Source organism: Pseudosulfitobacter sp. SM2401, from assembly GCF_042932805.1.
In the GTDB taxonomy this organism is placed as follows: domain Bacteria; phylum Pseudomonadota; class Alphaproteobacteria; order Rhodobacterales; family Rhodobacteraceae; genus Ascidiaceihabitans.
The window spans coordinates 523,859-540,320 of the sequence record NZ_CP170633.1 but is presented as its reverse complement, the minus strand read 5'-3'; the positions used below and the strand labels follow the sequence as shown (position 1 = coordinate 540,320).

The 16,462-nt window shown below is 54.2% G+C and carries 18 protein-coding genes; 17 read left to right on the top strand and 1 reads right to left on the bottom strand.

From position 1 onward, the window contains the following. Positions 1-48: 48 nt before the first annotated feature. On the top strand, positions 49-1,113 hold the full coding sequence (locus tag ACFIO0_RS02775) for a GSCFA domain-containing protein (RefSeq protein ID WP_390913363.1): 1,065 nt from the start codon (positions 49-51) through the stop codon (positions 1,111-1,113). Beyond that, the gene (locus ACFIO0_RS02770; RefSeq protein ID WP_390913361.1) at positions 1,110-1,877 is read left to right on the top strand and encodes a hypothetical protein; all 768 of its coding nucleotides are present in this window, start codon (positions 1,110-1,112) and stop codon (positions 1,875-1,877) included. Before ACFIO0_RS02775 ends, ACFIO0_RS02770 begins: the two co-directional genes overlap by 4 nt. On the opposite strand, the gene ACFIO0_RS02765 is transcribed toward ACFIO0_RS02770, so the two are convergent. Beyond that, on the bottom strand, positions 1,874-2,686 hold the full coding sequence (locus ACFIO0_RS02765) for a transglycosylase SLT domain-containing protein (protein WP_390913359.1): 813 nt from the start codon (positions 2,684-2,686) through the stop codon (positions 1,874-1,876). The two genes, ACFIO0_RS02770 and ACFIO0_RS02765, sit on opposite strands and share 4 nt — an antisense overlap. Before the next feature lie 374 nt (positions 2,687-3,060). On the opposite strand from ACFIO0_RS02765, the gene ACFIO0_RS02760 reads away from it, so the two are divergent. The 15 genes from ACFIO0_RS02760 to ACFIO0_RS02690 all read left to right on the top strand — a co-directional run bounded on the left by ACFIO0_RS02760 (position 3,061) and on the right by ACFIO0_RS02690 (position 16,425). Further along, positions 3,061-3,243 (top strand): hypothetical protein, encoded by a 183-nt coding sequence (locus ACFIO0_RS02760; protein ID WP_390913357.1) that lies wholly within the window; start codon positions 3,061-3,063, stop codon positions 3,241-3,243. 207 nt (positions 3,244-3,450) lie between these two features. Continuing rightward, positions 3,451-3,633: a hypothetical protein gene (locus ACFIO0_RS02755; protein WP_390913357.1), complete on the top strand. Its 183-nt coding sequence runs from the start codon at positions 3,451-3,453 to the stop codon at positions 3,631-3,633. A 118-nt stretch (positions 3,634-3,751) separates the two neighbouring features. Next, positions 3,752-3,928: a hypothetical protein gene (locus ACFIO0_RS02750; RefSeq protein ID WP_390913355.1), complete on the top strand. Its 177-nt coding sequence runs from the start codon at positions 3,752-3,754 to the stop codon at positions 3,926-3,928. A 202-nt stretch (positions 3,929-4,130) separates the two neighbouring features. Further along, positions 4,131-5,000 (top strand): Flp pilus assembly protein CpaB, encoded by an 870-nt coding sequence (gene cpaB, locus ACFIO0_RS02745; protein WP_390913354.1) that lies wholly within the window; start codon positions 4,131-4,133, stop codon positions 4,998-5,000. Between the two features lie 226 nt (positions 5,001-5,226). Beyond that, complete coding sequence (locus ACFIO0_RS02740; protein ID WP_390913352.1) at positions 5,227-6,663, top strand: pilus assembly protein N-terminal domain-containing protein; 1,437 nt, start codon at positions 5,227-5,229, stop codon at positions 6,661-6,663. Between the two features lie 19 nt (positions 6,664-6,682). Further along, on the top strand, positions 6,683-7,366 hold the full coding sequence (locus tag ACFIO0_RS02735) for an OmpA family protein (RefSeq protein WP_390915277.1): 684 nt from the start codon (positions 6,683-6,685) through the stop codon (positions 7,364-7,366). Between the two features lie 243 nt (positions 7,367-7,609). After that, complete coding sequence (locus ACFIO0_RS02730; RefSeq protein ID WP_390913350.1) at positions 7,610-8,845, top strand: AAA family ATPase; 1,236 nt, start codon at positions 7,610-7,612, stop codon at positions 8,843-8,845. Positions 8,846-8,875: 30 nt separating this feature from the next. Further along, complete coding sequence (locus ACFIO0_RS02725; protein ID WP_390913348.1) at positions 8,876-10,321, top strand: ATPase, T2SS/T4P/T4SS family; 1,446 nt, start codon at positions 8,876-8,878, stop codon at positions 10,319-10,321. Positions 10,322-10,334: 13 nt separating this feature from the next. Further along, entirely contained in the window at positions 10,335-11,297 is a 963-nt protein-coding gene (locus ACFIO0_RS02720; protein WP_390913346.1) for a type II secretion system F family protein, read from the top strand. Positions 11,298-11,309: 12 nt separating this feature from the next. Then, complete coding sequence (locus ACFIO0_RS02715) at positions 11,310-12,269, top strand: type II secretion system F family protein (RefSeq protein ID WP_390913344.1); 960 nt, start codon at positions 11,310-11,312, stop codon at positions 12,267-12,269. A gap of 3 nt (positions 12,270-12,272) precedes the next feature. After that, positions 12,273-12,842, top strand: coding sequence for a tetratricopeptide repeat protein (locus tag ACFIO0_RS02710; protein ID WP_390913342.1), 570 nt, complete (start codon positions 12,273-12,275; stop codon positions 12,840-12,842). Between the two features lie 30 nt (positions 12,843-12,872). Next, entirely contained in the window at positions 12,873-13,730 is an 858-nt protein-coding gene (locus ACFIO0_RS02705; RefSeq protein WP_390913340.1) for a tetratricopeptide repeat protein, read from the top strand. Between the two features lie 8 nt (positions 13,731-13,738). Further along, positions 13,739-14,236 carry a prepilin peptidase gene (locus ACFIO0_RS02700; protein WP_390913338.1) on the top strand — a complete coding sequence of 166 codons (498 nt, stop codon included), beginning with the start codon at positions 13,739-13,741 and terminating at the stop codon, positions 14,234-14,236. A gap of 87 nt (positions 14,237-14,323) precedes the next feature. Then, positions 14,324-15,634: an ATPase gene (locus ACFIO0_RS02695; RefSeq protein ID WP_390913336.1), complete on the top strand. Its 1,311-nt coding sequence runs from the start codon at positions 14,324-14,326 to the stop codon at positions 15,632-15,634. Beyond that, on the top strand, positions 15,631-16,425 hold the full coding sequence (locus ACFIO0_RS02690) for an NAD(P)-binding domain-containing protein (protein WP_390913335.1): 795 nt from the start codon (positions 15,631-15,633) through the stop codon (positions 16,423-16,425). The genes ACFIO0_RS02695 and ACFIO0_RS02690 overlap by 4 nt, the downstream gene beginning before the upstream one ends. The last annotated feature ends 37 nt before the right edge of the window (positions 16,426-16,462 follow it).

Here is a 16,462-nt window from a genome sequence, read left to right as displayed (position 1 = left end):
TGATCGGTGCATATGCTAAATCAAAGCCGTCGCGATCCCGAGGTCCCAATGCCTAACCCATACACAGATTTATCGCCCAACGCTTATTGGCGCACGGCAGTTGCCGAAACCGATCCGATGACGCCTGGCGATCTGTATCAACCGAAGTTTGAAATCACGCCTGAAACTGCGATCCTGACGGTTGGATCCTGCTTTGCACAGCACGTGGGCAAGGCACTGCGCGGTGCTGAATTCAACGTCATCGACACAGAATCCTTGCCCGATGCCGTCAGCGACAGCGTGGCCCAGCGCTTTGGCTACAGGATGTACTCGGCGCGGTATGGCAACGTCTACACGATGCGCCAACTGCTTCAGCTGCTCAGAGAGGCGCGTGGAAAATTCACCCCCGAAGATGCGGTTTGGGAAAAAGACGGTCGTTTTTTTGACGCCATGCGCCCTGCGGTGGAACCCGAAGGCTTGGACACTGCCGATTTGGTCAACAGCCATCGCACCTCGCATTTGCTGCTGACCAGGCGCGCGTTTTTCAAGGCGGATGTGGTGGTTCTGACGCTGGGTCTGACCGAAGCATGGATGCACCGCGCCAGCGAAACCGTCTATCCAACCGCACCGGGCGTCATCGCGGGCGCGTATGATCCTGACATCCATGTGTTCAAGAAATTTCGCTACGACGAGATCATCAAAGACTTTCTGACCTTCCGCAAAATGCTGCAACAACGCAATCCAGCCGTCAAATTCTTGCTGACCGTGTCGCCCGTACCGTTGACCGCGACAGCCAGTGGTCAACACGTCGAAGTCGCCACCGCCCATTCAAAAGCCGTACTGCGTGCGGTTTGCGGTGCGCTGTATGATGACTACGATGACGTCGATTACTTTGCGTCCTACGAGGCGATCACTTCGGCCAAGTCCGGGGGGGCCTATTTCACCGAGAACCGGCGCAGTGTCACCAAAGAAGGTGTCGCCAAGGCGATGCGCATGTTCTTAAGCGCGCATGGGGCCCCTGTCCCCGACGACACCGATGATGCCCCCGCCAAGCTCAGCATTCCCAATGCTTACGCCAAAGCCGAAGCCGACGCGCAATGCGAGGACGTGCTGCTGGAGGCGTTCTCGAAATGATGCGCATTGCTGTGATTGGCAATTCGCACGCCACGGCCCCACAGTTGGCATGGTACAACCAGCTGGAACAATTGCGCCCGGACATTGATGTGTCGTTCTTTCGCGGTCATCAGATAGGCCTGCGGGCAATGTCGGTCGAACCCGAGCAACGGTTTGGCTGTTTCCCCCAAGACGGCGAAGATCCAGAGCTGCTGCGCCATGCGATGCGCCACAACAAACGTCTGTCGATAGACCTGTCCCCGTTTGCCGCCGTGATCTGCATCGGCTGGTGGTATTTTGATACGATCCTTTTGATGTCGCTGCTGCGCCAGTTCGAAATCGACGGCATTCACGCGGATGCGGGTGGCAAGAAAATGTCGCGTCCCGCGTTCGAGCACATCCTGGCCCAGAACATTCAGGAAAACTTACCGACAGAAAGCTGGCACAACTGGAAAGTGCCGCGTGTTCTGCATGTCGGCATGCCACGGCGCAATGAAACGACGCTTGAGCAGCCCTTTAACAGTACGCTGGACCTCGGCGCATCTGCGTACGTCTGGAAGCACGCCGCAGACCTATTTGCCACGCGCCTGCTGGAAATAGGCATCCAGAACATTGCACAACCCAAACAAACCATCGGTGAACACGGGCTAAGCCTAAAGCAATACGGCACCGGGACCCGAAAACAGATTTCGCCGACCGATCCTGTCAAACCGGATTACGCGCACATGAACGAAGCTTACGGCCTCTTGCTATGGCGCGATATCTTTGCCGCGCTAGGCGTCTAGTTCATCAGCGCGAACACGCATCCGTCGCTGATCAACTCTGGTGGCGTCAGGCACAAGCCACGCGCCACTTGGAACGCCGCGAGCACCTTAGGGACGTAATCACGGGTTTCTGCAAACGGCGGCACACCTGCGTATTTGCGCACTGATCCTTCGCCCGCGTTGTATCCGGCCAGCACCATGATCGGGTCATTGTCGAATTCGCCCATCAACCAGTTCAGATATTTGACGCCGCCTGCGATGTTTTGCGCTGGCACAAGACTGTCTTTGACGCCAAAGCGCGCGGCTGTGGCTGGCATCAGTTGCATCAACCCTTGGGCCCCGGCACGACTGACAGCGTCTGCCTTGCCCGCTGATTCAATTGTCATCACAGCCAAAACCAAGGCCGGCGACACGTCGGTTCCGATCGTTGATTTCAAGATTTCGATGCCCTGCACCTTTGCAATGCCTTGCATCACGGCCAATCGCGGGCTGGCCACTTTGGCGTTGGACCCGGCCAAAGCCGACATTGCCAGCTGCAAGCGCCCTGCCCCCGCGTTTTCCAGATCAGGCGAGACTTTGTCCCAGAACCAATCGTATTTTGCGTCCGGGCGACGCGGGGCTGGCGCGCTGGCCTGCACCGTTGGGTTCGCAGGCTTTGGTGTTTGCACCTGTGCCTCTGGATCAATCTGGATAGTGATCCGTTTGGATCCGCTGGCTTTTGGCGGCTTCACACGCTTGGCAGAAAAATCCGGAAACGGCTTTGGGCCTTCTGCCTGCGCGATTCCAGACAGAACCATCCCGAAGATGGCGATTATTAAAAAATTCCGCATATGTTCTGCCTGCTCGTGCGCCGATTGTTCGGCTTTGCTTGTTTTGTCGGGCTGTTATTGCAGATTTTGGCCGTTTCAGCCAGCAAATCGGGCACAGAACAAGGCGATACCGCCACATTTAGCAGATTTCATTAACAAAACATCAATACTTGAAAATTCATCGAAGTTTAATATCATTTAAAAACAACGCACTAAATGCTCTTTCCCAGGAAGCTTCCTAAAAAGTGCAAAAGCCATATTTGCAGTCAAATTCATGCCTCAATCAAAGTGCAAAACATCCTCATACCAAGTCGGACAGGTTCAAATGAGAGAGTGAGCCGCCAACGCCGACAAGGTTGAAACTTAAAAACACTGATCCTTTGGAGGGACACACCATGATGAAATTTATCAAAAACTTCCGTAAAGACGAAAACGGCGCCGTAACAGTTGACTGGGTTGTTTTGACAGCCGCAGTTGTTGGTCTGGCCGTTGCAGCATACACATCCATCGAAACCGGTGCGACTGAGCTGACAACCGACACAGACACATTCTTGCAAGCACAAGACCCTAACGCATAAGCGTAGGTCTGGCCTCGGGCTAGGTCTGTGGATCTAGCTCGGGACTAAAATTTGAGGCCTTGAGAGAACCTTTATCCGGTCAAATTCATGCCTCAATCACAGTGCACAATATGTTCATACCCCGTCGAACTGGCTCAATTGAGAGAGTGAGCCACAAAAACGACAAGGTAGAACTTAGACAATATTGATCCTTTGGAGGGACACACCATGATGAAATTTATCAAAAACTTCCGTAAAGACGAAAACGGCGCCGTAACAGTTGACTGGGTTGTTTTGACAGCCGCAGTTGTTGGCCTGGCCGTTGCAGCATACACATCCATCGAAACCGGTGCGACTGAGCTGACAACCGACACAGACACATTCTTGCAAGCACAAGACCCTAACGCATAAGCGTAGGTCTGGCCTCGGGCTAGCGCGTTTGGCCTAGTCTGAACCGCAGATTTTGGGGCCGCGACCGTTCACTCGGACGCGGCCCTTTGTGCAACGGAAGACAGAGTAAGGAAATTGTATGTTTAACCGAGTGAAAATGTTCTTCAAAGAAGACAGCGGCGCGATCACTGTTGATTGGGTTGTTCTGACGGCAGCGCTGGTTGCAATGGCAGCAGGAATTGCCGCGACAATGCAATCAAGCATCCTGGTTCTGACAGGCTACATCACGGCATTGTTGTCCGGTTGGTCGTTTTAACCCCCCCTTGTCCGGCAGGATTGTTGCGCGGCAAATGTCGCGCGCTGGTTTGCATCCCTGAGACTGTAGGTTGGGTTCGTTTCACGCGCAAAATGCCGTGCGATGGCCACAGCAGTTCCTTCAAGTCGCCACAATTAGCGGCGCACATTAAGTCGAGCAAAAGGGCCACATAAGTGGTCTAGAAATTTAAAGAGGTGACATCATGCGAATGGTATTTGGACTTGTGCTTATCGTAGGCGTTGCGCTTGCTGGTGGTGCGGTTTATCTCGCCAAAGAGCAATTTGGCGCATATCAAACCGAGCTGGCAAAAGAACGTGCCGCCCGTCAAAAGATTGTCCCCACTGTCGAAGTTTACGTGGCGGACCGCCAATTGAAATACGGCGAGGCCCTTGCGGCAGAGGACGTGCGGATGGTCAGTTGGCCTGAAAACGCCATCCCCGAAGGCGCATTCATCGGCGAACACAGCCTGTATTCCGAAACCGAAGATCAGCTTCGTGTTGTTCTGCGGGCAATGGAAAAAGACGAAGCCATTTTGGCCGTCAAAGTGTCCGCCCCTGGCGAAGAAGCAGGCATTACATCCCGCCTAGAACGTGGCATGCGCGCCTTTGCGATCCGTGTTGATGTGGCCAGCGGCGTGTCAGGCTTTTTGCGCCCCGACGACCGCGTCGACATCTACTGGACCGGCCGCCTGGAACGCGGCAGCAGCAACAGCGTCGGAGCAAGCACCAGCGAAGTCACAAAATTAATCGAAGCGGGCGTAAAGCTGATCGCGATCGACCAATCCGCCGCCGGCGATCTGAACGGCGCTGTGATTGCGCGCACCGTCACCGTCTCTGTTAAACCAGAGCAGGTTGGTGCCCTCGCCCAAGCACAATCCACAGGCAGCCTGTCGCTGTCGCTGGTCGGTGCGGACGATGACACGGTTGCGGGTTCTGTTAACGTCGATCAGCGTTCGCTCTTGGGTCTGGCTGAACGCGAAGAAACCGTCGCCCTGGAAAAAGAAAAAGTCTGTACAATCCGCACACGTCGTGGTGCCGAAGTACTGGAAATCCCAATTCCCTGCACAAACTAATCAAACAACGGTCGGGGTGACCTTCAGAAATCCCTCCCGATCAAACGGTTATCAGGTGTCGCCTCGACAGGCGGCACCTGTGTCATTTTTACCCTGTTGCGATTTATCCACATGCACAATTCCCGCGAAGTCATTGATTCTTGATTAAAAAGCCAAAGTGGCGCATGGTGATTACAACATGGGCACAAAGACCCAATCCCGAGGCGTGATCAAAAAGGCAGGTCACATGAAAATTGATAAGCTATTCAAAGCGGCCCTTCTTGGGCTGTCACTTACCGTTTCGCCCCTTGCGGTTCTTACCGCGAGTGAGGGCTGGGCGAATAATATTCGTGTCCTCAAGCAAGGCACGTCGCGCAGTTTAGATGTGCCGATGAACCGCGCCGTGGTTGTGGAAAGCGACGTTCCATTTGCGGAACTAAGCATCGCAAACCCCGGAATTGCTGACATTTCATCGCTTTCGGATCGCACGATTTATGTTTTGGGCAAATCACCGGGCCTTACGACGCTGACATTGCTGGATGCGTCCGGCAAGTTGATCACAAACGTCGATGTTCGGGTGTCCGCAGACATTTCAGAATTCAAAGAACGGCTTCGCCAGATCCTACCGGGCGAAAAAATCGAAGTGCGCACCGCAAACGACGGGATCGTAATGTCTGGCATCGTGTCCAGCTCGTCCCGCTTGCAACGCGCGCTTGATTTGGCCGAACGCTACGCCCCTGAACGGGTGTCCAATTTGATGAGCGTTGGTGGCATCCAACAAGTCATGCTGAAAGTGCGCTTTGCAGAAATGCAGCGCAACGTATCAAAATCGCTCAGCTCGTCGCTGTCCCTCAGCAACACGACTGGCGGTCTTGGAGTCAGCGCAGGGTCTGGCACAAATGTGACATCTGGTGGCATCGCGACAGCCCTAGGTGGCAACGTTCCAGGTACAAACACCAACAACGGCGCGATCTTGTTTGGCTTTAATGCAGGGTCGACTCAGGTCGGTATCTTGCTCGAAGCCCTTGAAACCAAAGGCGTTGTGCGCACATTGGCAGAACCGAACCTTGTTGCCCTATCGGGCCAAGAAGCGAAATTTCTGGCGGGCGGCGAATACCCCGTCCCTGTCAGCCAAGACAACGGCGCGATCACGGTTGAATACAAACCTTTCGGTGTTGAGCTGAACTTTATCCCCCGCGTTGTGGACAAAGACCTGATCAACCTCGAACTCGAGGCAGCTGTGTCTGCGATTGACCCGACCAACAGTTTTACCACGGATGGTGGTCTGTCGATCGACGCATTCTCGCGGCGTGAAACATCGACCACGGTCGAATTGCGCGACGGCGAAAGCTTTGCAATCGCCGGTTTGTTGCAAGACGACTTTACTGACGACAATTCGCAGCTGCCTTGGATCGGCGATGTCCCTGTTTTGGGCGCACTTTTCCGTTCTGCCAGCTATCAGCGCAGCCAAACCGAGCTGGTCATTATTATCACCGCACATTTGGTGACCCCGACACGTGGCGATGTCTTGTCATTGCCCACCGATCGGATCAAACCGCCAAGCGAAAAAGACTTGTTCTTGTTCGGACGCACAGCCGCCGGAACGCGTACACCTAAAAAGGGTGCCGCTGCCGAGGTTGCCAAACAAGACTTCAGTGGTTCATATGGCTATGTTCTGGACTAACAAAAAGCAGATCGGGAAAATGCAGCTGACCAAGCGTACAAAACTTCGCGTAAGCGCCATCGCTGCCATTACGGTTGGCGTTGCCGCATGTGCGCCCAGCAGTGACCCTGTTTACACGCAGTTTTACCGCGAAGCCGGGGCCTTGGCCGACACTGGTCAATTCGGAAACGCGACGCTGAACAACACGCTGATCCAAACCGGTGAGCGCCAGTATACCTTTGATTTAGCTAACAGATTCTCGTCCGAAGTGTTGACGACCGTCAACTTTGCCTTCAACAGCGCGACGTTGGATGCAGGGGCCCGTGACACGCTTGGCGAACAGGCGCGTTGGATCCGTCAATTCCCGGAAATCCGTTTTCGCGTCTACGGACACACCGATGCTGTCGGTGGCGCACATTCAAACAAGCGTTTGGGGCTGCGACGTGCCAACGCTGTTGTGCACTATTTGACGACACAAGGAATCAGTCGTTCACGCCTCGAGGCCGTCGCCTCTTTGGGTGAAACACAACCACTGATCGTGACGCAGGGGCGTGAACGCCGCAATCGTCGCACCGTGACCGAAGTCACCGGCTTTGTGAACACGCACCAAAATGTGCTCGACGGCAAGTACGCTCAGATCATCTACCGCGACTACCTGAACAGCGCGACGGCACCGTCGCAGCTTGAAGGTATTTCAGGGTCTGACCTGCGGACTGAACAGTAAGAATTTACTGAAAAATCGGCTCTGCTGTTACGGCGGCAGAGCGATACAATACAACCTAAATTAGGTTGATCGTCCCAAGATATCAAACAATTGGTTTCTTTCGGCCCCAATCTCGCCCTAGTTCACCGACATATTCGCTTCAATAGGACAAATGCGTCTGGCCAAAGTTGCTGGATGCGGGCGCCAAGCGAGTAATGACATCATGCCATTCCCCGCCGTGCCGTTAACAAAGGACGATTGGCAATGAGCAGTGTAATGCCGCAACCCGAAACGACGCCCATTGTGGCCTGTACCGTCAGCCGTGACGTGCAGAATTTTGACTTGCTGATCGAAGATATGGAATCGGCCCTGGGCGAAAGCTGGGGCGATTTGGGATTTGCCGAGGCTCTGGCCTTTTTCGGGCAACCCGAAGCCGAAGCCATGGAGTTTATTGCCCTTGCGATGGATGATACCGACGAAGACAACCTTGTTTTGATGGGCGAAATCATTGCCCAAGCCAAAAAGCGCAACATCAAGGTTATCCTGATCGCCGAAGACGTGACCCCTGCCTCGTTGCATTCCTTGCTGCGAAAAGGTGCTGACGAATTCGTGCCCTACCCCCTTCCCGAAGGCGAATTGCAACAGGCCATCGATCATGTGCGGGCAGCCAATGCACCTGCGGTTGTCGCGGCCCCAACAACGCAGCTAAAACCCGGTGCCAGCAAAGACGGTGCCGTGATCGTCAGCCACGGATTGGCCGGCGGAACCGGTGCGACGACTTTGGCCGTTAACCTTGCTTGGGAATTGGCGAACATCGATGGCGATGCATCACCGTCTGTCTGCCTGATCGATTTGGATCTGCAATTCGGTGCCGTTTCGACGTTCCTGGATTTGGTGCGCCGTGAAGTTGTCTATGACATGCTGTCGGACACTGAAAATCTGGACGCCGAAATTTTCGCGCAATCCCTGCTGACCTTTGACGACAAATTGCAGGTGCTGACGGCCCCCGCAGATATGTTGCCCCTTGATCTGTTGGGTCCTGACGACATCAGCCGCGTGATCGAAATGGCCCGCAGCCACTTTGATTATGTGGTCATCGACATGCCATCAACCCTGGTTCAATGGAGCGAAACCGTGCTGCAAGCCGCGCATGTTTATTTCGCCACGATCGAATTGGATATGCGGTCTGCGCAAAACACGCTGCGTTTCAAACGCGCTCTTCAATCAGAAGAACTGCCGGTAGAAAAACTGCGTTACGTCATGAACCGTGCGCCGAAATTTACCGACCTTAGCGGCAAAAGCCGGATCAAACGCATGGCCGAAAGCCTTGATATCGCAATTGAATTGCAACTGCCCGATGGCGGTAAACCGATCACGCAAGGCAGTGATCACGGTCTTCCTCTCGCCACTTCGGCTCCGAAAAACCCGCTACGTCGCGAAATCGCCAAACTGGCGGCTTCCATTCATGAACTTAAAGAAGAGCAAGCCAAAGCGGCCTGATCTGAACCTTTTTCCAAGACTGGGTAATCCATGTTTTCCAAGTACAAAAAAACCGCAGCACCAACAGCAACACCTGCTGCAGCACCCGTCGCAAAAGTGACCGAACTGCCAAAAGCAGCTGCTGCCGAGCCCTCAAAAGTTGCCCGCAAAGCGCCCCCACAGGCCGCCGCACAAGTGACGCCGATGGACAAGGAAAAGAAACGCAAGGAACGCATGGGCGAACTGAAGCTCGAATTGCACCGCGTTTTGTTGGACAATTTGAACTTGGCCGCGCTGGAACATGCGACAGAAGCAGATCTGCGTCAGGAAATTCAGTCTATCGCGGCTGAGTTCCTTGAGGAAAAGGCAATCATCCTCAACCGCGAGGATCGCCAGACCCTGAACCAGGAACTGTATGACGAAGTTACCGGCCTTGGCCCGCTTGAAACCCTGCTAAAAGATGAAACCGTCAACGATATTCTCGTGAACGGCCCACAGCAGATTTTTGTGGAACGCGACGGCAAACTGCAACTGACGGATATTACGTTTAAGGACGAACGCCATCTGCTTCGCATCATTGACAAAATCGTGTCTGCCGTTGGCCGTCGTGTTGATGAATCCAACCCTTACGTCGATGCGCGCCTGAAAGATGGATCACGTTTCAACGCAATGGTGCCCCCGGTGGCCGTCGATGGCAGCCTGGTTTCCATTCGTAAGTTCAAAAAAGACAAGCTGGGTATTGATGACTTGGTCAATTTCGGTGCTTTCACCGAAGAGATGGCCGCATATCTACAAGCGGCTGTGGCTACTCGTCTGAACATCATCGTCTCTGGCGGTACCGGTTCGGGTAAAACGACCACGCTCAACGCGCTGTCCTCGTTCATCGATAACGACGAACGTATTTTGACAATCGAAGACACCGCCGAACTTCAGCTGCAACAGACCCACGTGGGCCGGATGGAAAGCCGTCCGCCAAACGTGGAAGGCAAAGGCGAAGTATCCCCGCGCGATTGTTTGAAAAACGCCCTGCGGATGCGCCCTGATCGCATTATCGTCGGTGAAACCCGCGGCGAAGAAGTTATCGACATGCTGCAAGCCATGAACACCGGCCACGACGGATCAATGACCACGATTCACGCCAACTCGGCGCGCGATGGTGTGTCGCGTCTGGAAAACATGATCGCGATGGCAGGTATCGAAATGCCGCTGAAGGCCGTACGTTCGCAAATTTCCTCGGCTGTTAACTTGATCGTGCAAGCCTCGCGTTTGCAAGACGGTTCGCGCCGCATGACCTCGATCACCGAGATCACAGGCATGGAAGGCGACGTCATTTCGATGCAAGAAATCTTTCGCTACCAGCGTGTCGGCCTGACCCCCGAGAACAAAATCATCGGTCACTTTACTGCCACAGGCGTGCGCAGCCACTATGCCGAACGCTTCCGTATGTGGGGTTACGATTTGCCCGCAGCCATCTACGAACCCGTAGCAGCGCAATAAGGATCCAAAGATAATGAGTGCAGAACCAATCATTTATGGCCTGATCTTCATCGGCGTACTGGTGCTGGTCGAAGGCCTGTATCTGGTGGCCTTTGGCAAATCCATCAGCCTGAACAACCGCGTCAACCGACGCCTCGAGATGTTGAACAAAGGCGGTCGCCGCGAAGAAGTGCTGGACCAGCTGCGCAAAGAAATGCAGCAGCACATGAATTCAAAGTCGATCCCTTTGTATTCCTTGTTGTCGTCCAAAGCGCAAAAAGCGGCCATTGCCTTTACGCCTCAGCAGCTGATCATGATCATGGGCGGACTAAGCGTCGTGGCGTTTGTGGGTCTGAGTGTGGGGACCGAAACTGCGGTGCCAATGCGCATTGTTTTATCGATCGCTATCGGCGTCGGCGCTGTTTATTTTTGGGTCAGTTCCAAGGCTGGCAAACGTCTTGGTATGATCGAAGAACAACTGCCCGACGCGGTTGAATTGATGGTCCGCTCGCTCAAGGTTGGGCACCCGTTTGTGTCCGCCGTGCAGATCGTTGCCAAAGAAGTCCAGGATCCACTGGGATCCGAATTTGGCGTCATTGCTGATGAGGCCGCTTATGGCCGCGACGTTGGTGAAGCGCTAAAGGACATGGCCGAGCGCCTTGATATGCAGGATTTACGGTTCCTCGCGGTTGCCGTGACGATCCAACAGCAATCAGGTGGTAACCTGGCAGAAATTCTAGCCGGTCTTGCCCTTGTGATCCGCGCCCGTTTCCGTCTGTTCCGCCGCGTTAAGGCAATCACCGCCGAGGCAAAATGGTCAGGTAAATTCCTGTCCGGCTTTCCGCTGATGGCGTTGGTTGTGATCAATCTGGGCGACCCGCATTACTATGACGAAGTGCGCGATCACCCTTATTTCATCCATGCATGTATCGCCGTCGGTTTGTTCTTGTGTGTCAACCTTGTTGTCATGCGCGTGCTGACAAACATCAAAGTATAAGGAGCCCGCGATATGGAAATGATCACCAATCTGCTTGGTCCATTGGGGCCTATTATTATCGCCGGTGCCCTTGGGCTTGTCATGATTATTCTGACGGTTGTGATGATGATGCGTCAGCCCGAAGACCCGCTAAACAAACTAAAGCGCACAGCCAACGGGCAAACATCAACGGACACGCAAAAACTGCGTCAAGGCGGGCACAACGAACAACTTGACCGTTTCGCGAGTTTCCTTGAGCCGAAAGATGTCGCCGAGCTAAGCAAAAAACAACTTGAGCTGCGTCAAGCGGGCTACCAGTCCAAAGATGCGGTGCGGTTTTTCCACTTTGCCCAGTTTGTGCTTGGCATCATCGGTCTGATTATTGGCGTGATTTACGTCACCCGCTACTTGGGCGCAGACGGATCCGAAGTCAGCACCAAAAAGATGATCATGTACACAGTCGGGCCCGGTGGCATCGGCTACTACATGCCGCAATACTGGATCACGCGCCGCGTCGAGGAACGCAAAGAACAGATTACCGCAGGCTTTCCAGACAGCCTCGATATGATGTTGGTCTGCGTCGAAGCGGGGCAATCGTTGGATCAATCCATCGTACGTGTGGCCCGTGAATTGCGTGCCTCCTATCCCGCCTTGGCCGAAGAATTCGAGGTCGTCGCCTACGAGATGAAGGCCGGTAAGGACAAAGTCACCGTTTTGAACGACATGGGCGCACGTTGCGGCGTGCAGGATGTGGCATCCTTTGTGACCGTTTTGGTCCAATCCGCCACCTTCGGGACCTCGATTGCCGACGCGTTGCGGGTTTATGCAGGTGAAATGCGTGACAAACGCGTCATGCGTGCAGAAGAGGCCGCAAACAAGTTGCCAACAAAGATGACCTTGGCCACAATGATGCTGACCGTGCCGCCCCTGCTGATCATTCTGGTTGGGCCGTCCGTGCATGGCATCACGCAGCTGGGCAATATGGGCAACTAGTACATGAAATCAAACCTTTGGCGCGCGTGTGTCGCCGCCCTTTTGGGTTTAGGAACTGCCGCCTGTTCACCGGGCGGTTTTTCTGCATCTCAGGACGGTGTTTTCGCGCCGGGTGTTGACCGAAAAGCCACGGCCGTAAATGGCATCGATGTCGGGCACCGCTTACTTGCGGCGGGTGAACACGAACTCGCGCTCAAAGCCTTTACACGTGCCGCCCTCGCCCAAGGCATGAACGGCGAAATCCTGTCCGGCATGGGCAGCGCCAATCTGGGTCTGGGCCGACTGGGACAAGCCGAAGCCTTGCTGCGTCGCGCCACCACAGAATTTGAACCGACACCGCCAGAATGGAACAATCTGGGGGTAATCTTGATGGAACGGGGCAAAACCGAGGAGGCAATTCTCGTTTTACGCAAGGCTTTCGCGCTCGATAGTGGCAAAACAACACAAATCAGGGACAATCTACGCTTAGCGCTCGCAAAATCCGAAAATACAGCGTATGATAATTCTCAAAATAATAACTATAAATTGGTGCGGCGCGGTAGCAGCGACTACTTGATATCGCCGACATCATAACCGAGGCAGAGCAGTAAAAGGACGCACAACATGCGCCAACCTATTTTCGTGTCCGCAACATTAGCGGGGGCACTATTCCTTTCCGCGTGCGCAGAAAAGAACGCCAACGACACCGTTGAGCGTGCGTTCAAAGACGTGAACGTCGTTGACGAAACCAATCTGACAGACGTCATGTTGACCGTGGCAGACCCCAACGAGGCGGTCGCCTACTTCACCCGATCTGTGAACGAAGACCCTGAACGCATTGATTTCCAACGCGGGCTGGCCGTTAGTCTGGTGCGCGCAAAACGCTTTACCGAAGCGTCGGTCGCCTTTGCCAAGCTGGTCAAAATGGACGGCGCAACTGCTGGCGATCGCGTTGATTATGCCCACGCGCTGATCCGGTCGGGGGATTGGGCCAAGGCCGAAAAGACCCTTGATACCGTGCCACCCACCCACGAGACATTCCAACGCTACCGCCTCGAAGCGATGGTCGCAGACAGCAACCAAGAGTGGAAGAAATCCGACAGCTTTTATGAAACAGCTGTGGGCCTAACGACGCGCCCTGCCAGCATCATGAACAACTGGGGCTATTCCAAGCTGACGCGCGGCGAATACAAAGAAGCCGAACGCCTGTTTGGCGACGCAATTCGCCAGGACCCGACGCTGTTCACCGCAAAGAACAACCTGATTTTGGCCCGCAGCGCGCAGCGTGACTACACGTTGCCGGTGATCCCGATGGACCAAACAGAACGCGCACAACTGCTGCACACGATGGCATTGTCTGCGATCAAACAAGGTGACGTTGAAACTGGCAAAAGCCTGCTGCGCGATGCCATCGACACGCATCCACAGCATTTCGAAGCCGCAGTGCGCTCGCTTCAAGCGCTCGACAATTCAAACGGCTAGAGCGCGCCATGTCCATCACCGCCTTTTCCGCCTTGTGGTTTTTGCCCTTCGTCTTGCCGATTTGCTTTTACGTGGCATTCACAGACATGCGCGAAATGCGCATCACCAATCAGGCTGTGCTGGCTTTGGCCGCAGTGTTTTTGATCGTCGGCTTGGTCGCTTTGCCCTTTGACGTCTACGTCTGGCGCTTGGTTCAGTTGGTAATTGTGCTGGTCGTGACGTTCATCCTGAATGCGGTAAACGCCATGGGCGCGGGCGATTCAAAATTCATCGCGGTCGCTGCACCGTTTATTGCACAAGGCGACGTACGCCTGCTTATCCCCATGTTCTGCCTCATTTTATTGGCTGCCGTGGCCGCACACCGTTTGGCAAAACACACCCCCCTGCGGCGCTTGGCACCTGAGTGGAAAAGCTGGGAACAGGGCAAGAAATTTCCGATGGGTTTAGCCTTGGCGATGACTTTGGGCGGCTATCTGTGCTTTGGCGCAGCCTTCGGTGCTTCTTAACCGACCAATCATTCCGTTCAGGCCACATTGTTGACGAAAATGGCTGTTATCCAAACGCTGTGATTATAGATTCAAAGGCCGTTTGAAATGAACATGCAGACCTCAGCCGTCATGGCCCCCCCCGCGCCCAAGCGGATCCATGAGATGCGGATCCCTATCGTAATGATGCGGGATATTTTGTTGAAAACAATGTTTCGCAAGAACGTTGATATGGTCACAGAACTGTCGCGCGCGATCTGCCTGCCAATCCCTGTGACCCAAGAACTTATCGACATGGGGCGCGATCAAAACCTGATCGAAGCGACCGGAACGCTAAACGCAAATAATGGCAATGAAATGGGGTATCAGCTGACGGACGCCGGCAAGGCCCGCGCGTTGGATGCCCTTTCACAATCCGAATATTTTGGCGCGATGCCAGTGCCACTCGACGTATACCGCGAGCAAGTCAAACGCCAATCCATTCGTAATCTGATGGTGACACGTGAACAATTAACCGGTGCGATGGGCCATTTGGTGCTGCCGGATGAGCTGATCGGCAACCTTGGACCAGCTGTTTCAGCAGGCCGTTCGATCCTGATGTACGGCCCTCCCGGCAATGGGAAGTCCAGTATTTCCAACGGCATACGCGACGCTCTTGGCGATATGGTTTATGTTCCACGTGCCATCGAATACGCGGGCCAGGTCATCACCATGTATGACCCGATTGTGCACACAGCAATCGAGGAAGCCGAGGACGATATTAACACTTTGCGCAAGACAACCGGGTGGTATGACACGCGGTATGTGCGCTGCGAGCGACCAACCGTGATCACGGGCGGCGAGCTGTCCTTGAACATGCTCGATCTTGTGTACAACCCGACCGCGCGGACCTATCAGGCCCCGCTTCAGTTGAAATCCACAGGTGGTATTTTCATCGTCGATGACCTTGGTCGGCAAGCTGAACCGCCGCAAGCATTGGTCAACCGTTGGATTGTTCCGCTTGAGGAAAGCAAAGATATTCTCGCTCTGCAATCGGGCGAAAAATTCGAAGTTCCCTTTGATACGTTGGTTATTTTCTCAACCAACTTTCACCCGAACGAGATTTTTGACACGGCTGCCCTGCGCCGGATTTTCTTTAAAATCAAAATTGATGGTCCCAATCAGGCGAACTATCTCAAGATCTTTTCGATGGTTGCCAAAAAGCGCAAAATGCCTCTGAATGAGGCGGCGCTAATCCATCTGCTCAAGGTGAAATACCCGACAATCGACAACGTTTATGCCAACTATCAGCCGATCTTTTTGATCGACCAGATGATCGCAATTTGTGAATTCGAAGGAATTCCATACCAGATGACGCCGGAATTGATCGACCGCGCATGGGCCAACATGTTCGTCAAAGACGAGCATATCGTTAAATGATCGGGCTTGCTGGGTGCGGTCGCATGGGCGCACCTATGCTGGCTGCGTTGATCGAAAATGGCTTTAGTGCCAAAGGGTTCGATGTCGTCCCTAAGGCATCGGATGAAATCACCGACGATCCTGTATCCTTTACGCAGGACCTGGAAACGCTGATCACAGTTGTGCGCGATATTGAGCAAACGGACGACGTGTTGTTTGGCGCGCAAAACTTCTCATCGTTGCCCTCTTTGAAACGTATCATCGTCTCATCCACGCTGTCGCCACGCTATGTGCGGAACTTGCGCAACCGTATTCCTGAGCACATTTCGTTGATTGACGCACCGATGTCCGGCGCGCAAATCGCCGCCGCAAATGGCACGCTTAGCTTTATGTTGGGCGGTACGCCTCATGATCTCGACGCCGTTCAGCCGCTGTTCAATGCGATGGGCGAACACTTTCATCGCATGGGCGCTTTTGGCAGCGGCATGCAAGCCAAGGTTTTGAACAATCTCCTCGCGGCATCAAACACTGCGATGACGCGGCTGGTTCTGGATTGGGCGGATGATGCAGGCATCGATGAAACCGCTTTGCTAAACTTGATCCACACATCGTCTGGGCAAAACTGGTTGGCCTCTGGATTTGACGGCATCGAATTTGCGCGTGACGGACATGACCCGTCAAACACCATCGCCATTCTGGTCAAGGACGTCGCCAGCGCACTAGATGCGGCCCCAATTGGCGCAGACACAGCTTTGCCCAAAACAGTGCAAGCTGCGATAAAATCCCTAAAGCCGCGACCAAAAACAACCTAGGTTTCAAAGTCGGGGCTGGCCCCCATCGCGCCATCAG

Bases quoted from the DNA above. Each gene is read 5' to 3' on its own strand.
- cpaB (WP_390913354.1), top strand. From the start codon at position 4,131: ATGCGAATGGTATTTGGACTTGTGCTTATCGTAGGCGTTGCGCTTGCT.
- ACFIO0_RS02735 (WP_390915277.1), top strand. From the start codon at position 6,683: ATGCAGCTGACCAAGCGTACAAAACTTCGCGTAAGCGCCATCGCTGCC.
- ACFIO0_RS02770 (WP_390913361.1), top strand. From the start codon at position 1,110: ATGATGCGCATTGCTGTGATTGGCAATTCGCACGCCACGGCCCCACAG.
- ACFIO0_RS02760 (WP_390913357.1), top strand. From the start codon at position 3,061: ATGATGAAATTTATCAAAAACTTCCGTAAAGACGAAAACGGCGCCGTA.
- ACFIO0_RS02725 (WP_390913348.1), top strand. From the start codon at position 8,876: ATGTTTTCCAAGTACAAAAAAACCGCAGCACCAACAGCAACACCTGCT.
- ACFIO0_RS02715 (WP_390913344.1), top strand. From the start codon at position 11,310: ATGGAAATGATCACCAATCTGCTTGGTCCATTGGGGCCTATTATTATC.
- ACFIO0_RS02690 (WP_390913335.1), top strand. From the start codon at position 15,631: ATGATCGGGCTTGCTGGGTGCGGTCGCATGGGCGCACCTATGCTGGCT.
- ACFIO0_RS02765 (WP_390913359.1), bottom strand. From the start codon at position 2,686: ATGCGGAATTTTTTAATAATCGCCATCTTCGGGATGGTTCTGTCTGGA.
- ACFIO0_RS02700 (WP_390913338.1), top strand. From the start codon at position 13,739: ATGTCCATCACCGCCTTTTCCGCCTTGTGGTTTTTGCCCTTCGTCTTG.
- ACFIO0_RS02755 (WP_390913357.1), top strand. From the start codon at position 3,451: ATGATGAAATTTATCAAAAACTTCCGTAAAGACGAAAACGGCGCCGTA.
- ACFIO0_RS02720 (WP_390913346.1), top strand. From the start codon at position 10,335: ATGAGTGCAGAACCAATCATTTATGGCCTGATCTTCATCGGCGTACTG.
- ACFIO0_RS02710 (WP_390913342.1), top strand. From the start codon at position 12,273: ATGAAATCAAACCTTTGGCGCGCGTGTGTCGCCGCCCTTTTGGGTTTA.
- ACFIO0_RS02750 (WP_390913355.1), top strand. From the start codon at position 3,752: ATGTTTAACCGAGTGAAAATGTTCTTCAAAGAAGACAGCGGCGCGATC.
- ACFIO0_RS02740 (WP_390913352.1), top strand. From the start codon at position 5,227: ATGAAAATTGATAAGCTATTCAAAGCGGCCCTTCTTGGGCTGTCACTT.
- ACFIO0_RS02775 (WP_390913363.1), top strand. From the start codon at position 49: ATGCCTAACCCATACACAGATTTATCGCCCAACGCTTATTGGCGCACG.
- ACFIO0_RS02695 (WP_390913336.1), top strand. From the start codon at position 14,324: ATGAACATGCAGACCTCAGCCGTCATGGCCCCCCCCGCGCCCAAGCGG.
- ACFIO0_RS02705 (WP_390913340.1), top strand. From the start codon at position 12,873: ATGCGCCAACCTATTTTCGTGTCCGCAACATTAGCGGGGGCACTATTC.
- ACFIO0_RS02730 (WP_390913350.1), top strand. From the start codon at position 7,610: ATGAGCAGTGTAATGCCGCAACCCGAAACGACGCCCATTGTGGCCTGT.